This window comes from Streptomyces sp. NPDC006393 (genome assembly GCF_040628575.1).
Lineage (GTDB): Bacteria > Actinomycetota > Actinomycetes > Streptomycetales > Streptomycetaceae > Streptomyces.
Map to the genome: position 1 here is coordinate 75,170 of NZ_JBEXZD010000001.1, position 15,138 is coordinate 90,307.

Consider the following 15,138-nt stretch of genomic DNA (forward strand, 5'->3'; position numbering starts at 1 on the left):
CAGGGGTCGGGCCCCGGGCAGTGGCTCGGTCAGGGGTCGGACGCCGGTCAGGGGTCGGGTGCTGGTCAGGGGTTGGGGTCCCGGTCAGGGGTCGGGCCCCGGGCAGTGGCTCGGTCAGGGGTCGGACGCCGGTCAGGGGTCGGGTGCTGGTCAGGGGTTGGGGTCCCGGTCAGGGGTCGGACGCTGGTCGGGGGTCGGGCTCCGGTCAGGGGGCGGGCGTCGGGGGTTGGGCGGGCGCCGCGGAGGTGGTCGACTTCAACGGTCGGGGGCCCCGCCGAACCGGCGGACATGAGGGAGATCGGCTGCGTGCGGTAGGCAGACCTCAGGCGGGGAAGCGGTGGGCGACCCACTTCCACAGGAGCTCGAGGACGGCCGCCGCCGCCACGGCGGTGCCCACCGCGAGCCAGGGCATCGCCGTCCCCACCAGCCGCAGCGCGAAGAAGTGCTGGAGCGCGGGCACGGCCAGCACGCACACGAACGCCCCGCCCATCGCCGCCACCAGCGCGATCCGCCACCAGGTGTAGGGGCGGGCGATGATCGCCAGCACCCACATCGAGACCAGGAAGAGCGTGAGCGTGGCCGCGCTGGTCTCCGCGTCGAGCGCCTTCGGCCCGGTGTAGTGGTGGCGGGCGATCAGGTACGTCACGAACGTCGCCACGGCCGCCACCAGCCCGCCGGGCACCGCGTAGCGCATGACCCGCCGTACGAAGTGGGGCCGGGCGCGTTCCGTGTTCGGGGCGAGCGCCAGGAAGAAGGCGGGGACGCCGATGGTGAGCGTGGACAGCAGGGTCAGGTGCCGGGGCAGGAACGGGTAGTCCACCTGCGAGCACACCACCAGCACGGCCAGCAGCACCGAGTAGACCGTCTTGACCAGGAACAGGGTCGCCACCCGGGTGATGTTGCCGATCACCCGCCGCCCCTCCGCGACCACCGACGGCAGCACGGCGAAGCTGTTGTCCAGCAGCACGATCTGGGCGACCGCCCGGGTGGCCTCCGAACCCGAGCCCATCGACACGCCTATGTCGGCGTCCTTCAGGGCGAGGACGTCGTTCACGCCGTCACCGGTCATCGCGACCGTGTGGCCGCGCGACTGGAGCGCGCCCACCATGTCCCGCTTCTGCTGCGGGGTGACCCGCCCGAACACGGCCCCCTCGTCGAGCTCCCGCGCCATCGCCTCACGCCCGGCGGACAGCCGGCGGGCGTCGACGGCGGCGCCGGCGAGACCGGCCTTGGCGGCCACCGCGCCCACGGAGACCGCGTTGTCGCCGGAGATGACCTTGGCGCGGACGTTCTGCTCGGCGAAGTAGCGCAGGGTGTCGGCGGCGTCGGGCCGCAGCCGCTGCTCCAGGACGACGAGCGCGGCGGGCACGGCGTCGCGGGCGACCTCGGGGTCGTCCAGCTCGCGGGCGGCGCGGGCGAGCAGCAGGACGCGCAGGCCCCGCTCGTTCAGCTGCCCGGTCTGGGCGAGGGCGGGGGCGCCGGCGGGCAGCAGGACGTCCGGGGCGCCCAGCAGCCACGTACTGGACTCGCCGTTGCCCTCGAAGCTGGCCCCGCTGTACTTGCGGGCGGAGGAGAAGGGCAGCGACTCCACGCACCGCCACTCCTCGCTGTCCGGGCAGGCGTCGATGATCGCCCGAAGGGAGGCGTTCGGGCGCGGGTCGGACTCGCCGAGGGCGCCGAGGACCTGGCGTACGTACGACTCGTCGTGGCCGTTCAGCGTCCTCAGCTCGGTGACGTCCATGCCGCCCTCGGTGAGCGTGCCGGTCTTGTCCAGACAGACGGTGTCGACACGGGCCAGGCCCTCGATGGCGGGCAGCTCCTGGACGAGGCACTGCTTGCGGCCCAGCCGGATCACACCGATGGCGAAGGCGACGGAGGTGAGCAGGACCAGCCCCTCGGGGACCATGGGCACGATGCCGCCGACGGTGCGGGCCAGGGATTCCCTCAGGTCGGTGTCCTTGACCACGAGCTGGCTGATGACGAGGCCGACGGCGGTCGGGACCATCATCCACGTCACGTACTTGAGGATGGTCGAGATGCCGGTGCGCAGCTCGGAGTGGACCAGGGTGAAGCGGGAGGCCTCCTCGGCGAGCCGGGCGGCGTAGGCCTCGCGGCCGACCCGGGTGGCCTGGAAGGCGCCGCCGCCGGCGACGACGAAGCTGCCGGACATGACGTGGTCGCCGGGCCGCTTGGCGACGGGGTCGGCCTCGCCGGTGAGCAGCGACTCGTCGATCTCCAGCCCGTCGGCCTCGACGCAGGCGCCGTCGACGGCGACCTTGTCCCCCGGTCCGACCTCGATCACGTCGTCGAGGACGATCCCGGAGGTGGGGATCGCGACGGCGGTGCCGTCGCGGCGGACCGTCGGGCGGGCCTCGCCGATGACGGCGAGCGAGTCGAGGGTCTGCTTCGCCCGCCACTCCTGGAGGATCCCGATGCCGGTGTTGGCGAGGATCACGAAGCCGAAGAGGCTGTCCTGGATCGGGGCGACGCACAGCATGATCAGCCAGAGGACGCCGATGATCGCGTTGAAGCGGGTGAGGACGTTCGCGCGGACGATGTCGGCGAGCGAGCGGCTGCTGCGCACCGGTACGTCGTTGACCTCGCCGCGGGCGAGACGTTCGGCGACCTCGGCGCGGGTCAGACCCTCCGGCCGCGTCGCCCGCGTCGGTGGGACGGGAAAGGGCACGGGGACGGGGTGCACGGGGTCGAGTTCCGCGCCCGCGTCGGTGTGGGCCATGCAATCGACGGTACGTGCGGACGCGCGCCTTCACTCGTTGACCTTCGCCCGTCCGCCGCCTCTCTCGGCGGGGACCGGGGGTGGCCGTTCGACGGGGACGGGGGCGGCATCCCCGGGCTCCGCCCAGGTCCCGGCGGGGGACTACTCCGCCGACGCCGGGCGCTGCGTGCGCGGGGTCTCGGGCGCGGAGGCCGCTCGCTTGATCGCCGCGTCGCGCTTGCGGACGTACCAGATGCCGATCAGGCCGAGGCCCGCGCCGGCCAGGCAGGTCCAGAGCCACCAGGCGTGGCCGTGGTCGGCGAACCATCCGTAGAAGGGGAGCTGGACCAGGAAGAGGACGAACCAGACGATCGTGCCGCCGGTGATGGTGGCGACCACGGGGCCCTCCAGGGGCTCCGGCGCCTCGTGCTTGGGGGTCCACTTCGCCATGGGCTCAGCTTACGGCCCGCCACCGGCCCGCGAGGCCCGGCCCCGGGCCCTGGCCAAACGTGGTCTACGCGCGGAGATTAGCCTTTTCCGCTTCATATGTTCATACTGAAACGGTCTGAGTCTGGCCGCTTCTCTTCGTATGAAACCCCAACAGAAACGTGGGGGAGACCTGTTGGTGATCGAAGACGGCGAGACTCGATCACGTTTGAACCCGTTCCACCTCCGGTACCCCCCGTACTTCCCGCATCCCTGAGGTCACCTGCATGTCCACCTCGGCCACCGCCAAGGTCCCCGCCCCCGAGAAGCCGGGAACGCCGCCCGCGTACGGCGCCCTCGACCGCTACTTCAAGATCTCCGAGCGAGGCAGCTCCCTGCCCCGTGAGATCCGAGGCGGCTTCGCCACCTTCTTCGCGATGGCCTACATCGTCGTGCTGAACCCGATCATCCTCGGCAGCGCGAAGGACATGTACGGGCACCAGCTCGACAACGGCCAGCTCGTCACCGCCACCGCTCTGACCGCCGCCTTCACCACCCTCCTCATGGGTGTCATCGGCAACGTGCCGATCGCGCTCGCGGCCGGCCTCGGCGTCAACACCGTGGTCGCGTTGCAGCTCGCGCCCCGTATGACCTGGCCCGACGCCATGGGCATGGTCGTCCTGGCCGGCTTCGTCGTGATGCTGCTCGTCGCCTCCGGGCTGCGCGAGCGCGTCATGAACGCCGTGCCGCTCGGCCTGCGCAAGGGCATCTCCATCGGCATCGGCCTGTTCATCATGCTGATCGGCCTCGTCGACTCCGGCTTCGTCTCCCGGATCCCGGACGCCGCCCACACCACCGTCCCGCTCCAGCTGGGCGCCGACGGTCACCTCAACGGCTGGCCGGTCCTCGTCTTCGTCCTGGGCGTGCTGCTCACGCTCGCCCTGATCGTGCGCAAGGTGCCCGGCGCGATCCTGATCTCGATCGTCGCGATGACCGTCGTGGCCGTCGTGATCAACGCCGTCGCCCACATCCCGTCCTGGGGCCTGACCACCCCGAAGTGGCCCGGCAACCCCGTGTCCACCCCCGACTTCGGCCTGATCGGCAAGGTCAGCCTGTTCGGCGGCTTCGACCGGGTCGGCGTGCTGACCGGCGTGCTGTTCGTCTTCACCGTGCTGCTGTCCTGCTTCTTCGACGCCATGGGCACGATCATGGGCGTCGGCGACGAGGCCAAGCTGACCGACGCCCAGGGGCAGATGCCGGGCATCGGCAAGGTCCTCTTCGTCGACGGCATCGCCGTCGCCGCCGGTGGCGCCAGCTCCTCCTCGGCCACCACCTGCTTCGTGGAGTCGACGGCGGGCGTCGGCGAGGGAGCGCGCACCGGCTTCGCCAACGTCGTCACCGGCGCGCTGTTCGCCGTGGCGCTCTTCCTCACCCCGATCGCCACGATGGTCCCGTCCCAGGCGGCCACCCCGGCCCTGGTCGCGGTCGGCTTCCTGATCATGTCCGGCGCGGTCAAGGAGATCGACTGGGCGGACTACACGATCGCCGTCCCGGCCTTCGTGACGATGCTGATGATGCCGTTCACCTACTCGATCACCAACGGCATCGGCATGGGCTTCATCACCTTCGTGGTGCTGCGCCTGTCCGCCGGCCGCGGCCGCGAGGTCCCGGTGGCGATGTACGTGGTGGCGGCGGTGTTCGCCTTCTACTACCTGATGCCGGCCTTCGGCCTGACCTGATCCCGGTGACCGGGGAGGGTCACGGAACCCCGTAGAACCGCTCGGTCTCCTCGACGGCGGCCTGGAACCGCTCGTCGAAGTCATTGCGAATGAGCGTCCGGACGACATAGTCCTGGACGCTCATTCCTCTTTTCGCGGCATGGCACCGGAGCCGTTCGAGCAGCTCGCGGTCCATGCGCAGGCTCAGCACATCGGTTCCCATGCAGTCGAGGGTCGCGGCACACTTCCACGCGGTGTGTCACGTTCCGCGCGTGGATCACCCATATGAGTGACATTTGTGACCGGTAGTGGTCAGAGTCACCGCACACGTGCGTGTCTCCGGTGGTCTTTAGCGAGAGTAATGAGTTACTCTAAAGAACATGCCGGACCTTAGCCATGGCGACGACGCCGCCGCCGTGAACTCCCTGCGATCCGCCGTGATGCGGTTGTCCCGTCGGCTCAAGCACCAGCGCGTCGACGAGTCGCTCAGCCCCACCGAGATGTCGGTGCTGGGCACCCTCTCCAGATGCGGCAGCGCCACGCCGGGCGAGCTCGCCCGCAAGGAGCACGTGCAGCCGCCGTCGATGACCCGCATCGTGGCGCTGCTGGAGGGCAAGGGACTGGTCCGGCTGGAGCCGCACCCCGAGGACCGGCGCCAGAAGGTCGTCACCAGGACCGAGCAGGCCGAGGCCATGCTCGAGGAGAGCCGTCGCAAGCGGAACGCCTTCCTGGCCGGCCTGGTCGAGGGCCTCGACGAGGACGAGTGGGCGAAACTGCGCGCGGCCGCCCCCGTGCTGGAAAAGCTCGCGCATCTGTGAAGCACGTCGGCCGGCGAGTGAGCCGCGGGGGCGATGGACCACGCCCCCGAAGGCGCACAAGCGGCCAGAAGGAGGCGAACCCCTTTGAGTACGGGACCCGGAGCAGCTTCCGCCCCCGCACCTAACACCTACGACTCCTCGCACACCCACGACTCCCCGGGCGCCCCGGACACTCCCCGCGCCCCCCGCAAGACCTCGATGTTCAGCTCGCTGAAGATCAGGAACTACCGCCTGTTCTTCCTGGGCCAGGTCGTCTCCAACACGGGCACCTGGATGCAGCGCATCGCCCAGGACTGGCTGGTGCTCTCCCTCACCGGCTCCTCGGCCGCCGTCGGCATCACCACGGCCCTTCAGTTCCTGCCGATGCTGCTCTTCGGCCTCTACGGCGGCGTCCTCGTCGACCGCCTGCCCAAGCGGCCCGCGCTGCTGGTCACCCAGTCCGCGATGGCCGTCACCGGCCTGGTGCTCGCCGCGCTCACGCTCACCGGCCACGTCCAGGTCTGGCACGTCTACCTCGCCGCCTTCGCCGTCGGCCTCGCCACCGTCGTCGACAACCCGGCCCGCCAGTCCTTCGTCTCGGAGATGGTCGGCCCGAAGCAGTTGCAGAACGCGGTCAGCCTGAACTCGGCGAACTTCCAGTCCGCCCGCCTGGTCGGCCCCGCCGTCGCGGGCCTGATGATCACCGGCGTCGGCACCGGCTGGGCGTTCCTCGCCAACGGCCTGTCCTTCGTCGCCCCGATCGCCGGCCTGTTGCTGATGCGCGCCCGCGAGCTGCACGTGGTCGAGCGCGCTCCGCGCGGCAAGGGCCAGCTCCGTGAGGGCCTGCGCTACGTCGCCGGACGCCCCGACCTGATCTGGCCGATCGTCCTGGTCGGCTTCATCGGCACCTTCGGCTTCAACTTCCCGGTGTGGCTGTCGGCGTACGCCGACGACATCTTCCACGCCGGAGCCGGCGGCTACAGCCTCTTCAACACCCTGATGGCGGTCGGCTCCCTGATCGGCGCCCTGCTCGCGGCCCGCCGCGGCACCGCCCGGATGCGCGTGCTGATCGCGGCGGCCGCCGCCTTCGGCACCCTGGAGGTCGTGGCCGCGCTGGCCCCGTCGTACTGGCTGTTCGCGCTGCTGATGGCCCCCATCGGCGTCTTCGGCCTGACGGTCAACGTCACGGCGAACACCGCGGTCCAGATGGCCACCGACCCCGCCATGCGCGGCCGTGTGATGGCCCTGTTCATGATGGTCTTCGTGGGTGGCACACCGCTGGGCGCCCCCGTGGTCGGCTGGGTCACCGACGCCTACGGCGCCCGGACCGGCTTCGCCCTCGGCGGCGCCATCTCGCTCATCGCCGCGGTCACCATCGGCCTGGCCCTGGCCCGCGTGGGCGGCCTGCGCCTGGCCGTCGGCTGGCACCACGGCCATCCGCGGGTGCGGTTCGTCCCCAGGGAGGAGCTGGCCCCGGCGGCGTGAGGCCGGGGCCGGGAGGTCAGTCGCGGGGGAACTCGTCGTCGAGGGTGAGCCCATCTCCCACGTCGGCCACCGCGCCGCTCCTCCCGCTGCCGCCAGGTCACCTGCGCGACCATGCGGGAGAACGACACCCACGGTGACCAGGACGCGCCCGGGCCTTCCGGGCGCCCGGCGGGGACACTGACCCCATGAGACTCTTCGCCGCCGTACTGCCCCCCGAGGACGTCCTCGGCGCGCTCGCGCAGGAGATCGCCGCCCTGAAGAAGCTGCCCGGTGCCGAGCGGCTGCGCTGGACCGGGCGCCCGGGGTGGCACTTCACGCTCGCGTTCTACGGCGAGGTCGGCGAGGAGCTTCTGCCGGAGCTGTCGGAGCGGCTGGGCAGGGCCGCGCACCGTACGGAGCCCTTCGCGCTCGCGTTGCGCGGCGGCGGCCAGTTCGGCCGCGGGAAGGTGCTGTGGGCCGGCGCCGACGGCGACCTGCGCACCATGGGGTTCCTCGCCGAGCGCGCGGAGGCCGCGGCGCGCAGGGCGGGCGTGGACATGGGGGAGCACCGCCGCTACAAGGCCCACCTGACGGTGGCGCGCGGCCGGGACGTCGTGGACGTACGGCCGCACGTCCAGGTGCTCACGGGATTCACCAGCCGCACCTGGACGGTGGACGAGCTGCTCCTCGTCCGCAGCAACCTGCCGAAGTCGGGCGTGGCGGGCGAGCGGCCCCGCTACGAGCCGGTCGCCCGCTGGGCACTCGGCGGGGCCGGTTAGTCTCGATACGTGGACCCGAAAACCCGAAACCGGATCATGGCCGTCGCGCTTGTGCTGATGTTCGCCGTCGTCGCCCTGGCGGCCGCGCTCGGCAGGTGACGCCGAGCACAGCGCGCACCTCGAGCACGGCCGCCGGGGTCGATCGGAGACCGGCCGGTCTCACCAGGCGAAGGCCTCCGGGGACGGTCCGGGGCCCGGGAAGATCTCGTCCAGCCCGGCCAGCAGCTCCGTGCCCAGCTCCAGCTCGACGGCCCGCAGCGCGGACGCCAGCTGCTCGGCGGTGCGCGGGCCGACGATCGGTCCGGTCACACCCGGCCGGGTGAGCAGCCAGGCCAGCGCGACCTCGCCGGGCTCCAGTCCGTGCTTGTCGAGCAGGTCCTCGTAGGACTGGATCTGCGCGCGGGCGACGGGGTCGGCCAGCGTGGTGGCGGCCCGCCCGGAGGCGCGGCGCCCGCCCTGGACCTCCTTCTTGATGACCCCGCCCAGCAGCCCGCCGTGCAGCGGAGACCAGGGGATGACCCCGAGGCCGTAGTCCTGGGCCGCCGGGATGACCTCCATCTCGGCGCGGCGCTCCGCGAGGTTGTACAGGCACTGCTCGCTGACGAGGCCGATCGTGCCGCCGCGCCGCTCGGCGGTCTCGTTGGCCTGGGCGATCTTGTAGCCGGGGAAGTTGGAGGAGCCGACGTAGAGGATCTTGCCCTGCTGGACCAGGACGTCTACGGCCTGCCAGATCTCCTCGAAGGGCGTGTTCCGGTCGATGTGGTGGAACTGGTAGACGTCGATGTGGTCGGTCCGCAGCCGCTTCAGGCTGGCGTCGACCGCGCGCCGGATGTTGAGGGCCGAGAGCTTGTCGTGGTTGGGCCAGGCCTCGCCGTCGGCACCCATGTTGCCGTAGACCTTGGTGGCGAGGACGACCTTGTCGCGCCGGTCGCCGCCCTTCGCGAACCAGTTGCCGATGATGGACTCGGTACGGCCCTTGTTCTCGCCCCACCCGTACACGTTGGCGGTGTCGAAGAAGTTGATCCCGGCGTCCAGCGCCGCGTCCATGATCGTGTGACTGTCGGCCTCGTCGGTCTGCGGCCCGAAGTTCATCGTCCCGAGGACGAGTCGGCTGACCTTGAGTCCCGTGCGTCCGAGCTGTGTGTACTTCATGGTCTCCAAGCCAACGGCGTGGAGTGCGCTCTAGGCAAGGGGGATCGAGGCTGGTGCGCCGTCAGTCGCGGGGGAAGCGGTCGGTCTTGAGGACCAGGTCGATCACTGTCCCCGTGAGGTCGATGTCGGTGCCGAAGTCCACCTTCCGCGGCTCGGCGTAGTCGCCGTCCTTGGGGTCGGTGTAGACGTGGCACCGGCCCAGGTAGGGGTCGGCGATGAGGTAGACGGGGACCTCGGCCCGCGAGTAGGCGATCCTTTTGGGGCCGTAGTCGTTGGCGGCCGTGCCTTCGGAGATGACCTCGGCGACGAACACGACGTCCTGGTAGCGCCAGTGGCCCGTCTCGTCCTTCTTCGCCGAGTCCTTGAGCAGGGCGACGTCGGGGCAGAAGCCGTTCTGGCGGCCCGGGAAGTCGATCCGGACATCCGAGAGCACCTTGGCTTCCCTCCCCAACCTGTCCTCGAGAGCCCTGAGGACCCCAAAGGTGATCAGCCAATGAGTGTCCCGCTGCGGCGTGATGTAGACGCAGCCCCCGACGATCTCGACCCTGTGTCCCTCGGGGACCGGCATACGCTCAAGACGCTCGAACCACTCGTCCAGGCGCTTGGTGTTCGCGTCGGCGATCTCGGCTCTGTTCGCAAAGGCGGTCACGAGCAGTACAACGATGCGCACAGCGACCCGAGATGCCGGAATCCGGTCAGCCTGTTCCGGCCGCGTACGGCTGTCCGACCCCCCACGCCTCCCACATCGCCCCCGCGAAGGCCCCCGCGATCCGGTGCTCGCCGCTCGCGTTGGGGTGCGTGCCGTCGTAGGTGTCGGTGTGGATGTCGTACGGCTCCGGAGGTGAGGCGAGCAGGAGGGGCGAGCGGGGCTCGTCCAGGTCGGCGGCCACCTTGGCGAGCAGGGCGTTGAAGAGGTCCACCTGGGCGGCGAAGAGCGCGTCCGCCGCCGCCCGGATGTTCGGGATCACCGGCAGCAGCACCATGCGGACGCGCGGGTTGGCCTCCCGCGCGCCCGCGACGAACGCCCGTACGTTCTCCGCCGTCTGCTCGGCGTTGGTGTAGAAGCCGAGGTCTATGAGGCCCAGCGAGACCAGCAGCACATCCGCGCGACACTCCCGCACCGCCCCGCCGATCAGCGGAGCCATGTGCAGCCAGCCCTCGCCCCAGCCGGCCAGATGGGCGCGGGGGAAGCCGGGGTCGGCGTAGGCGTACGAGGTCGGCGCGTCGGCCGCCTTGTCGTACAGCGTCTCGCGCGGCCCGACGAAGGTGAACGGGCCGCCGTACGTCGCGCACAGGTGCTGCCACAGCCGGTGACGCCACGTGTGTTCGCCCGCGCTGCCGATCGTCATGGAGTCGCCGACGGGCATGAACCTGAGCATCCGCTCATGATGGACGATCGGCGCGGCGGGTGCGATGTGAGGCCCGCCACCTCCCGTGAACGGCCCCGTGTGATGGCAGGCTTGGGGGATGCGCCGACCGTTCGCCCTCCTCGCCGGAGCCCTCCTCGTGGGCGCCTTCGCCCTGCCCGCCGCCGTGCCCGCCTCCGCCGCCGACGGGGACGGCGGCTTCACGATCAAGGACCCCCGGATCAAGGAGTCCAGCGGGCTGGCCGCCTCGCGTCTGCACCCGGGCGTCTACTGGACGCACAACGACAGCGAGGACGGCCCCTACCTCTACGCCGTGGACTCCAGGACCGGCAGGACCGTCGCCACCGTCACGCTCAGCGGCATCGGCCGGCCCCGCGACGTCGAGGCCATCTCCATCGGCCCCGGCAACCAGATCTACGTCGGCGACATCGGCGACAACCGCGACGGCACCTGGCCGTACGTGTGGATCTACAAGCTGCCCGAGCCCAAGGTGCTCAAGAACCAGACGATCCGGGCCACGCAGTACGTGGTGAAGTACGCGGACGGCCCCCGCAACGCCGAGTCGCTCGTCGTGCACCCGAAGACCGGGCGGGTGTACATCATCGACAAGAAGGAGGATGGCGGTCACCTGTTCGAGGGTCCGGCCCGCCTGTCGCCCACCGGGACCAACGTCTTCAAGCCCATCGCGCCCGTCGACCTGTGGGCCACCGACGCCGCCTTCTCCCCGGACGGCACCCAGCTGGCCGTACGCGGCTACTTCGGCGGGATCTACTACGACTGGAACGGCGGGAGGATCAAGCGCGAGGGCAGGCTGGAGGTGCCGTTGCAGGGGCAGGGCGAGTCGGTCACGTACAGCACCGACGGCACCAAGCTGATGTACGGCAGCGAGGGCGAGGACAGCCCCGTGCAGGCTGAGCCCGCGCCCGGCGGCGGAGGGGGCGGGGCCTCGAAGCCGTCGTCGGGCGGCGGCGCCTCGGGCGCGCAGGCGTCCGGCGGGAACGGCGGGGGCATCTCCGGCGAGCTCAAGACGGGCGGCGTCGTGGTCCTCGTGGCGGCGGTCGCCGTGTTCGGGCTGGGGCGGATGTTCCGTCGACGGTCTTGACGGGCCTCCGACAATTCGCGTTCCATGGGTGACGCGGGATTTGGGAGCGCTCCCATTCTGTTCCGGGCCCGCGCCTCCGAGAGGACAGCAGCGACATGTTCCGCAGTTTGCGAAGAGCGCTGTGCACGGCCGCCGCGGCGCTCCTGATACCGCTGGGGGTGGGTGCGGGTCTCGCCGCGCCGGCGGCCGCCCACGCCGCCGACGCCACCACCGCGGCGGCGGGCGCCGGCTACTGGCACACCAGCGGACGCCAGATCCTGGACGCGGCCGGGAACCCCGTCCGCATCGCCGGCATCAACTGGTTCGGCTTCGAGACCGGCAACCATGTGGCCCACGGCCTGTGGTCCCGGGACTACAAGAGCATGATCGACCAGATGAAGTCGCTGGGCTACAACACCATCCGGCTGCCCTACAGCGACGACATCTTCAAGGCCGGCACGACCGCCGACAGCATCAACTTCAACGGCATGAACACCGATCTCCAGGGGCTGACCCCCCTTCAGATCATGGACAAGATCGTGGCGTACGCGGGCCACGACGGCCTGAAGGTCATCCTCGACCGCCACCGGCCGGACTCCGGCGGCCAGTCGGCCCTCTGGTACACCTCAGCCGTCCCCGAGTCGACCTGGATCGCCGACCTGAAGGTGCTGGCGACCCGCTACAAGGGCCAGGACACCGTCATCGGCATCGACCTGCACAACGAGCCCCACGACCCGGCCTGCTGGGGCTGCGGCGACCAGTCGAACGACTGGCGCCTGGCCGCCGAGCGCGCCGGGAACGCCGTCCTGTCCGTCAACCCCGACCTGCTGATCTTCGTCGAGGGCATCCAGACCTTCGACGGCGTCTCCGGCTGGTGGGGCGGCAACCTGATGGGCGCCGGGCAGTACCCGGTACGCCTCGACGTCGCCGACCGCCTCGTGTACTCCGCCCACGACTACGCCACCAGCGTCGCCCAGCAGAGCTGGTTCAGCGACCCGTCCTTCCCCGCCAACATGCCCGGCATCTGGGACAAGTACTGGGGATACCTCTTCAAGCAGAACATCGCCCCCGTGTGGGTGGGCGAGTTCGGTACGACGCTTCAGTCGACGGTGGACCAGAAGTGGCTGTCCGCGCTGGTGAGTTACCTGCGCCCGACGTCGACGTACGGAGCCGACAGCTTCCAGTGGACCTTCTGGTCCTGGAACCCCGACTCCGGCGACACCGGCGGCATCCTCAAGGACGACTGGCAGACCGTGGACACCGTCAAGGACGGCTACCTGGCGAGCATCAAGGCGCCCGGGTTCCCGGCGGGCGGCGGTGACGACGGCGGCGGCGGTGACGACGGCGGCGGCAGCGGATCCACCCCCGCCTGCACCGCGGTGTACACCGTCAGCAGCGACTGGGGCAGCGGATTCAACGCGGACGTGACCGTGAAGAACACCGGGACGACCGCCCTGTCGTCCTGGAAGGTGACCTGGACCTGGAGCGGCTCCCAGAAGGTCACCAACATGTGGAACGCCACGTACACGCAGAGCGGCTCGACGGTGACGGTGACGAACGCCGCCCACAACGGGTCGATTCCGGCGGGCGGTTCGGCCGGCTTCGGCTTCGGGGGAGCACCGGGGGGCGGCAGCGCGCCGAGTCTGAGCTGCACGGCTGGATGACGAAGGGGCCCTGAGGGGACCTGACGGCGCGAAGGACGCCCGGCGCGGTTGCTCCGCGCCGGGTTCCGTCCGCCGGAGCATCAAGGCCCGAGGACGTAGGGCCGCACCACGTCGTCGGTGGCTTCCCAGCGAGGTGGCGGTCGTACACCCGTTGGTGAGTGTTGACACACACCGGGAACAACTGGACGCGATCCTCACCGCGATGAAGAGGAAGAACGTCACCGTGCAGGTCCTCCCGCTCAGTGCGGGGGTGCTGGTGGGTTCGATCCCCGCGTTCTCGTCCTTCAGCTTCGACTCCGAACCCGCTGTGGAGGCCGTGGCGATGGAGAACCTGCGGGGTACGTCCGTGCTGGAAGCGCCCGAAGACCTGGCGGCTTACGGCAATGCGTTCGACCTACTACGATCGGCAGCACTGGCCCCGGAGGCGAGCGCGCGGCTCGTCCGGGATGTACTGCGGAGCATGAAGGACGAATGATCGTGACCGAGGTTGTGGGCACCTTTCGCAAGTCGTCGTATTCCGCACAGCAGGGCGACTGCGTAGAGGTGGCTCCGACAACCCGCAACGGCCGAGCCGTCCGCGACAGCAAGCAGCAGGACGGCCCCCTGCTCACCGTCTCCCGCGACAGCTGGCAGGCATTCGTGCAGCAGTTCGCGTAGGCAGCACGCGCAACGGAGGGCGCCCCGGCGGATACCGCCGGGGCGCCCTTCACCGTTCTCGTCGTCGTACCCGAGAGGTCAGAGCCTCTCGATCACGTAGTCGACGCACTTCGTCAGGGCCTCGATGTCCGCCGGGTCGATCGCGGGGAACATCGCGACGCGGAGCTGGTTGCGGCCCAGCTTGCGGTAGGGCTCGGTGTCGACGATGCCGTTGGCGCGCAGGACCTTGGCGACGGCGGCGGCGTCGACCTCGTCGGAGAAGTCGATCGTGCCGATGACCTGGGAGCGCTTGGCCGGGTCGGTCACGAACGGGGTCGCGAACTTCACGTCCTCCGCCCAGCCGTACAGCGTGCGCGCGGACGTGGCCGTGCGGCGGACCGACCAGTCGAGGCCGCCCTGGCCGTTGAGCCACTCCAGCTGCTGGTTCAGCAGGAAGAGGGTGGCGAGCGCCGGGGTGTTGTACGTCTGGTTCTTGCGGGAGTTGTCGATCGCCGTGGGGAGCGAGAAGAACTCCGGGACGTGGCGGCCGGAGGCGTGGATCCGCTCGGCGCGCTCGATGGCGGCCGGGGAGAACACGCCGATCCACAGGCCGCCGTCGGAGGCGAAGGACTTCTGCGGGGCGAAGTAGTAGACGTCGGTCTCGGCGACGTCGACCGGGAGGCCGCCGGCGCCGGAGGTGGCGTCCACCAGCACCAGGGCGCCCTCGTCGGCGCCCTCGACCCGCTTGATGGGCATGGCGACGCCGGTCGAGGTCTCGTTGTGGGTGAAGGCGTAGACGTCCACGCCCGCCTCGGCCTGCGGCTCGGGGTGGGTGCCCGGGTCGGTGGCGACGATCGTGGGCTCGGCCAGCCAGGGGGCGAGCTTGGCCGCCTTGGCGAACTTCGAGGAGAACTCGCCGAAGCTCAGGTGCTGGGACTTGTTATCGATCAGGCCGTGGGTGGCGATGTCCCAGAAGGCGGTGGAGCCGCCGTTGCCGAGGACCACCTCGTAGCCGTCGGGGAGCGAGAAGAGCTGGGCGATGCCCTCGCGCACCTTGCCGACCAGGTTCTTGACGGGGGCCTGGCGGTGGGAGGTGCCCATGAGGGACGTGCCGGTGGCGGCGAGGGCGTCCAGCGCCTCGGTCCGCACCTTGGAGGGGCCAGCGCCGAAGCGTCCGTCGGCGGGCTTGATGTCAGCGGGGATCTGGATGTCGGCCACGAGTCGGAGAGTATCGCGCTGGGCGAAACCGGACGGAACCGTGTCCGTCCGATGAGACGAGTCCACCGGGCTCTCGGCTTTGTGAACTCGTACGACGATATGTGCGTGGCTGTGGAGAAC

Annotated in this window: 15 protein-coding genes; 8 read left to right on the top strand and 7 right to left on the bottom strand. The window is 70.5% G+C overall.

Translation table 11 applies throughout. The annotated features are described in order from the left end of the window. Positions 1-322: 322 nt before the first annotated feature. Positions 323-2,737, bottom strand: a complete 2,415-nt coding sequence (locus ABZ484_RS00350; RefSeq protein ID WP_358863638.1) for an HAD-IC family P-type ATPase — start codon at positions 2,735-2,737, stop codon at positions 323-325. 141 nt (positions 2,738-2,878) lie between these two features. Then, positions 2,879-3,166, bottom strand: a complete 288-nt coding sequence (locus ABZ484_RS00355; protein ID WP_358863639.1) for a DUF2530 domain-containing protein — start codon at positions 3,164-3,166, stop codon at positions 2,879-2,881. A 263-nt stretch (positions 3,167-3,429) separates the two neighbouring features. Between ABZ484_RS00355 and ABZ484_RS00360 the strand changes: the two genes are divergently transcribed. After that, complete coding sequence (locus ABZ484_RS00360; protein WP_358863640.1) at positions 3,430-4,881, top strand: NCS2 family permease; 1,452 nt, start codon at positions 3,430-3,432, stop codon at positions 4,879-4,881. 19 nt (positions 4,882-4,900) lie between these two features. Here the strand turns inward: ABZ484_RS00360 and ABZ484_RS00365 are convergent, their stop codons facing one another. Further along, on the bottom strand, positions 4,901-5,083 hold the full coding sequence (locus ABZ484_RS00365; RefSeq protein WP_358863641.1) for a ribbon-helix-helix protein, CopG family: 183 nt from the start codon (positions 5,081-5,083) through the stop codon (positions 4,901-4,903). Between the two features lie 157 nt (positions 5,084-5,240). Between ABZ484_RS00365 and ABZ484_RS00370 the strand changes: the two genes are divergently transcribed. From ABZ484_RS00370 to thpR, 3 genes are all read left to right on the top strand, one after another. Further along, positions 5,241-5,678, top strand: a complete 438-nt coding sequence (locus tag ABZ484_RS00370; RefSeq protein ID WP_358863642.1) for a MarR family transcriptional regulator — start codon at positions 5,241-5,243, stop codon at positions 5,676-5,678. 84 nt (positions 5,679-5,762) lie between these two features. Further along, on the top strand, positions 5,763-7,142 hold the full coding sequence (locus ABZ484_RS00375; RefSeq protein WP_358863643.1) for an MFS transporter: 1,380 nt from the start codon (positions 5,763-5,765) through the stop codon (positions 7,140-7,142). Between the two features lie 185 nt (positions 7,143-7,327). Then, the gene (gene thpR, locus ABZ484_RS00380) at positions 7,328-7,900 is read left to right on the top strand and encodes an RNA 2',3'-cyclic phosphodiesterase (protein ID WP_358863644.1); all 573 of its coding nucleotides are present in this window, start codon (positions 7,328-7,330) and stop codon (positions 7,898-7,900) included. Positions 7,901-8,059: 159 nt separating this feature from the next. On the opposite strand, the gene ABZ484_RS00385 is transcribed toward thpR, so the two are convergent. The 3 genes from ABZ484_RS00385 to ABZ484_RS00395 form a co-directional block, all read right to left on the bottom strand. Continuing rightward, a complete protein-coding gene (locus tag ABZ484_RS00385) occupies positions 8,060-9,052 on the bottom strand; it encodes an aldo/keto reductase (RefSeq protein WP_358863645.1) in 993 nt (330 codons plus the stop codon). Positions 9,053-9,113: 61 nt separating this feature from the next. Continuing rightward, positions 9,114-9,701 carry a Uma2 family endonuclease gene (locus ABZ484_RS00390; protein WP_358863646.1) on the bottom strand — a complete coding sequence of 196 codons (588 nt, stop codon included), beginning with the start codon at positions 9,699-9,701 and terminating at the stop codon, positions 9,114-9,116. 46 nt (positions 9,702-9,747) lie between these two features. Continuing rightward, positions 9,748-10,431 carry a GDSL-type esterase/lipase family protein gene (locus ABZ484_RS00395; RefSeq protein ID WP_358863647.1) on the bottom strand — a complete coding sequence of 228 codons (684 nt, stop codon included), beginning with the start codon at positions 10,429-10,431 and terminating at the stop codon, positions 9,748-9,750. Positions 10,432-10,519: 88 nt separating this feature from the next. Here ABZ484_RS00395 and ABZ484_RS00400 point away from each other — a divergent pair, with 88 nt between their 5' ends. From ABZ484_RS00400 to ABZ484_RS00415, 4 genes are all read left to right on the top strand, one after another. Next, positions 10,520-11,521, top strand: coding sequence for a WD40 repeat domain-containing protein (locus ABZ484_RS00400; RefSeq protein ID WP_358863648.1), 1,002 nt, complete (start codon positions 10,520-10,522; stop codon positions 11,519-11,521). A 95-nt stretch (positions 11,522-11,616) separates the two neighbouring features. Further along, a complete protein-coding gene (locus ABZ484_RS00405) occupies positions 11,617-13,164 on the top strand; it encodes a cellulase family glycosylhydrolase (protein ID WP_358863649.1) in 1,548 nt (515 codons plus the stop codon). A gap of 79 nt (positions 13,165-13,243) precedes the next feature. Beyond that, the gene (locus ABZ484_RS00410) at positions 13,244-13,639 is read left to right on the top strand and encodes a Scr1 family TA system antitoxin-like transcriptional regulator (RefSeq protein ID WP_358863762.1); all 396 of its coding nucleotides are present in this window, start codon (positions 13,244-13,246) and stop codon (positions 13,637-13,639) included. Positions 13,640-13,641: 2 nt separating this feature from the next. Continuing rightward, positions 13,642-13,821, top strand: coding sequence for a DUF397 domain-containing protein (locus ABZ484_RS00415; protein ID WP_358863650.1), 180 nt, complete (start codon positions 13,642-13,644; stop codon positions 13,819-13,821). A 78-nt stretch (positions 13,822-13,899) separates the two neighbouring features. Here the strand turns inward: ABZ484_RS00415 and serC are convergent, their stop codons facing one another. Further along, positions 13,900-15,018: a phosphoserine transaminase gene (gene serC / locus ABZ484_RS00420; protein WP_358863651.1), complete on the bottom strand. Its 1,119-nt coding sequence runs from the start codon at positions 15,016-15,018 to the stop codon at positions 13,900-13,902. Between the last annotated feature and the right edge of the window lie 120 nt (positions 15,019-15,138).

Coding starts and splice junctions, on each gene's coding strand:
- ABZ484_RS00350 (WP_358863638.1), bottom strand. CDS start 2,737: ATGGCCCACACCGACGCGGGCGCGGAACTCGACCCCGTGCACCCCGTC.
- ABZ484_RS00355 (WP_358863639.1), bottom strand. CDS start 3,166: ATGGCGAAGTGGACCCCCAAGCACGAGGCGCCGGAGCCCCTGGAGGGC.
- ABZ484_RS00360 (WP_358863640.1), top strand. CDS start 3,430: ATGTCCACCTCGGCCACCGCCAAGGTCCCCGCCCCCGAGAAGCCGGGA.
- ABZ484_RS00365 (WP_358863641.1), bottom strand. CDS start 5,083: ATGGGAACCGATGTGCTGAGCCTGCGCATGGACCGCGAGCTGCTCGAA.
- ABZ484_RS00370 (WP_358863642.1), top strand. CDS start 5,241: ATGCCGGACCTTAGCCATGGCGACGACGCCGCCGCCGTGAACTCCCTG.
- thpR (WP_358863644.1), top strand. CDS start 7,328: ATGAGACTCTTCGCCGCCGTACTGCCCCCCGAGGACGTCCTCGGCGCG.
- ABZ484_RS00385 (WP_358863645.1), bottom strand. CDS start 9,052: ATGAAGTACACACAGCTCGGACGCACGGGACTCAAGGTCAGCCGACTC.
- ABZ484_RS00395 (WP_358863647.1), bottom strand. CDS start 10,431: ATGCTCAGGTTCATGCCCGTCGGCGACTCCATGACGATCGGCAGCGCG.
- ABZ484_RS00400 (WP_358863648.1), top strand. CDS start 10,520: ATGCGCCGACCGTTCGCCCTCCTCGCCGGAGCCCTCCTCGTGGGCGCC.
- ABZ484_RS00405 (WP_358863649.1), top strand. CDS start 11,617: ATGTTCCGCAGTTTGCGAAGAGCGCTGTGCACGGCCGCCGCGGCGCTC.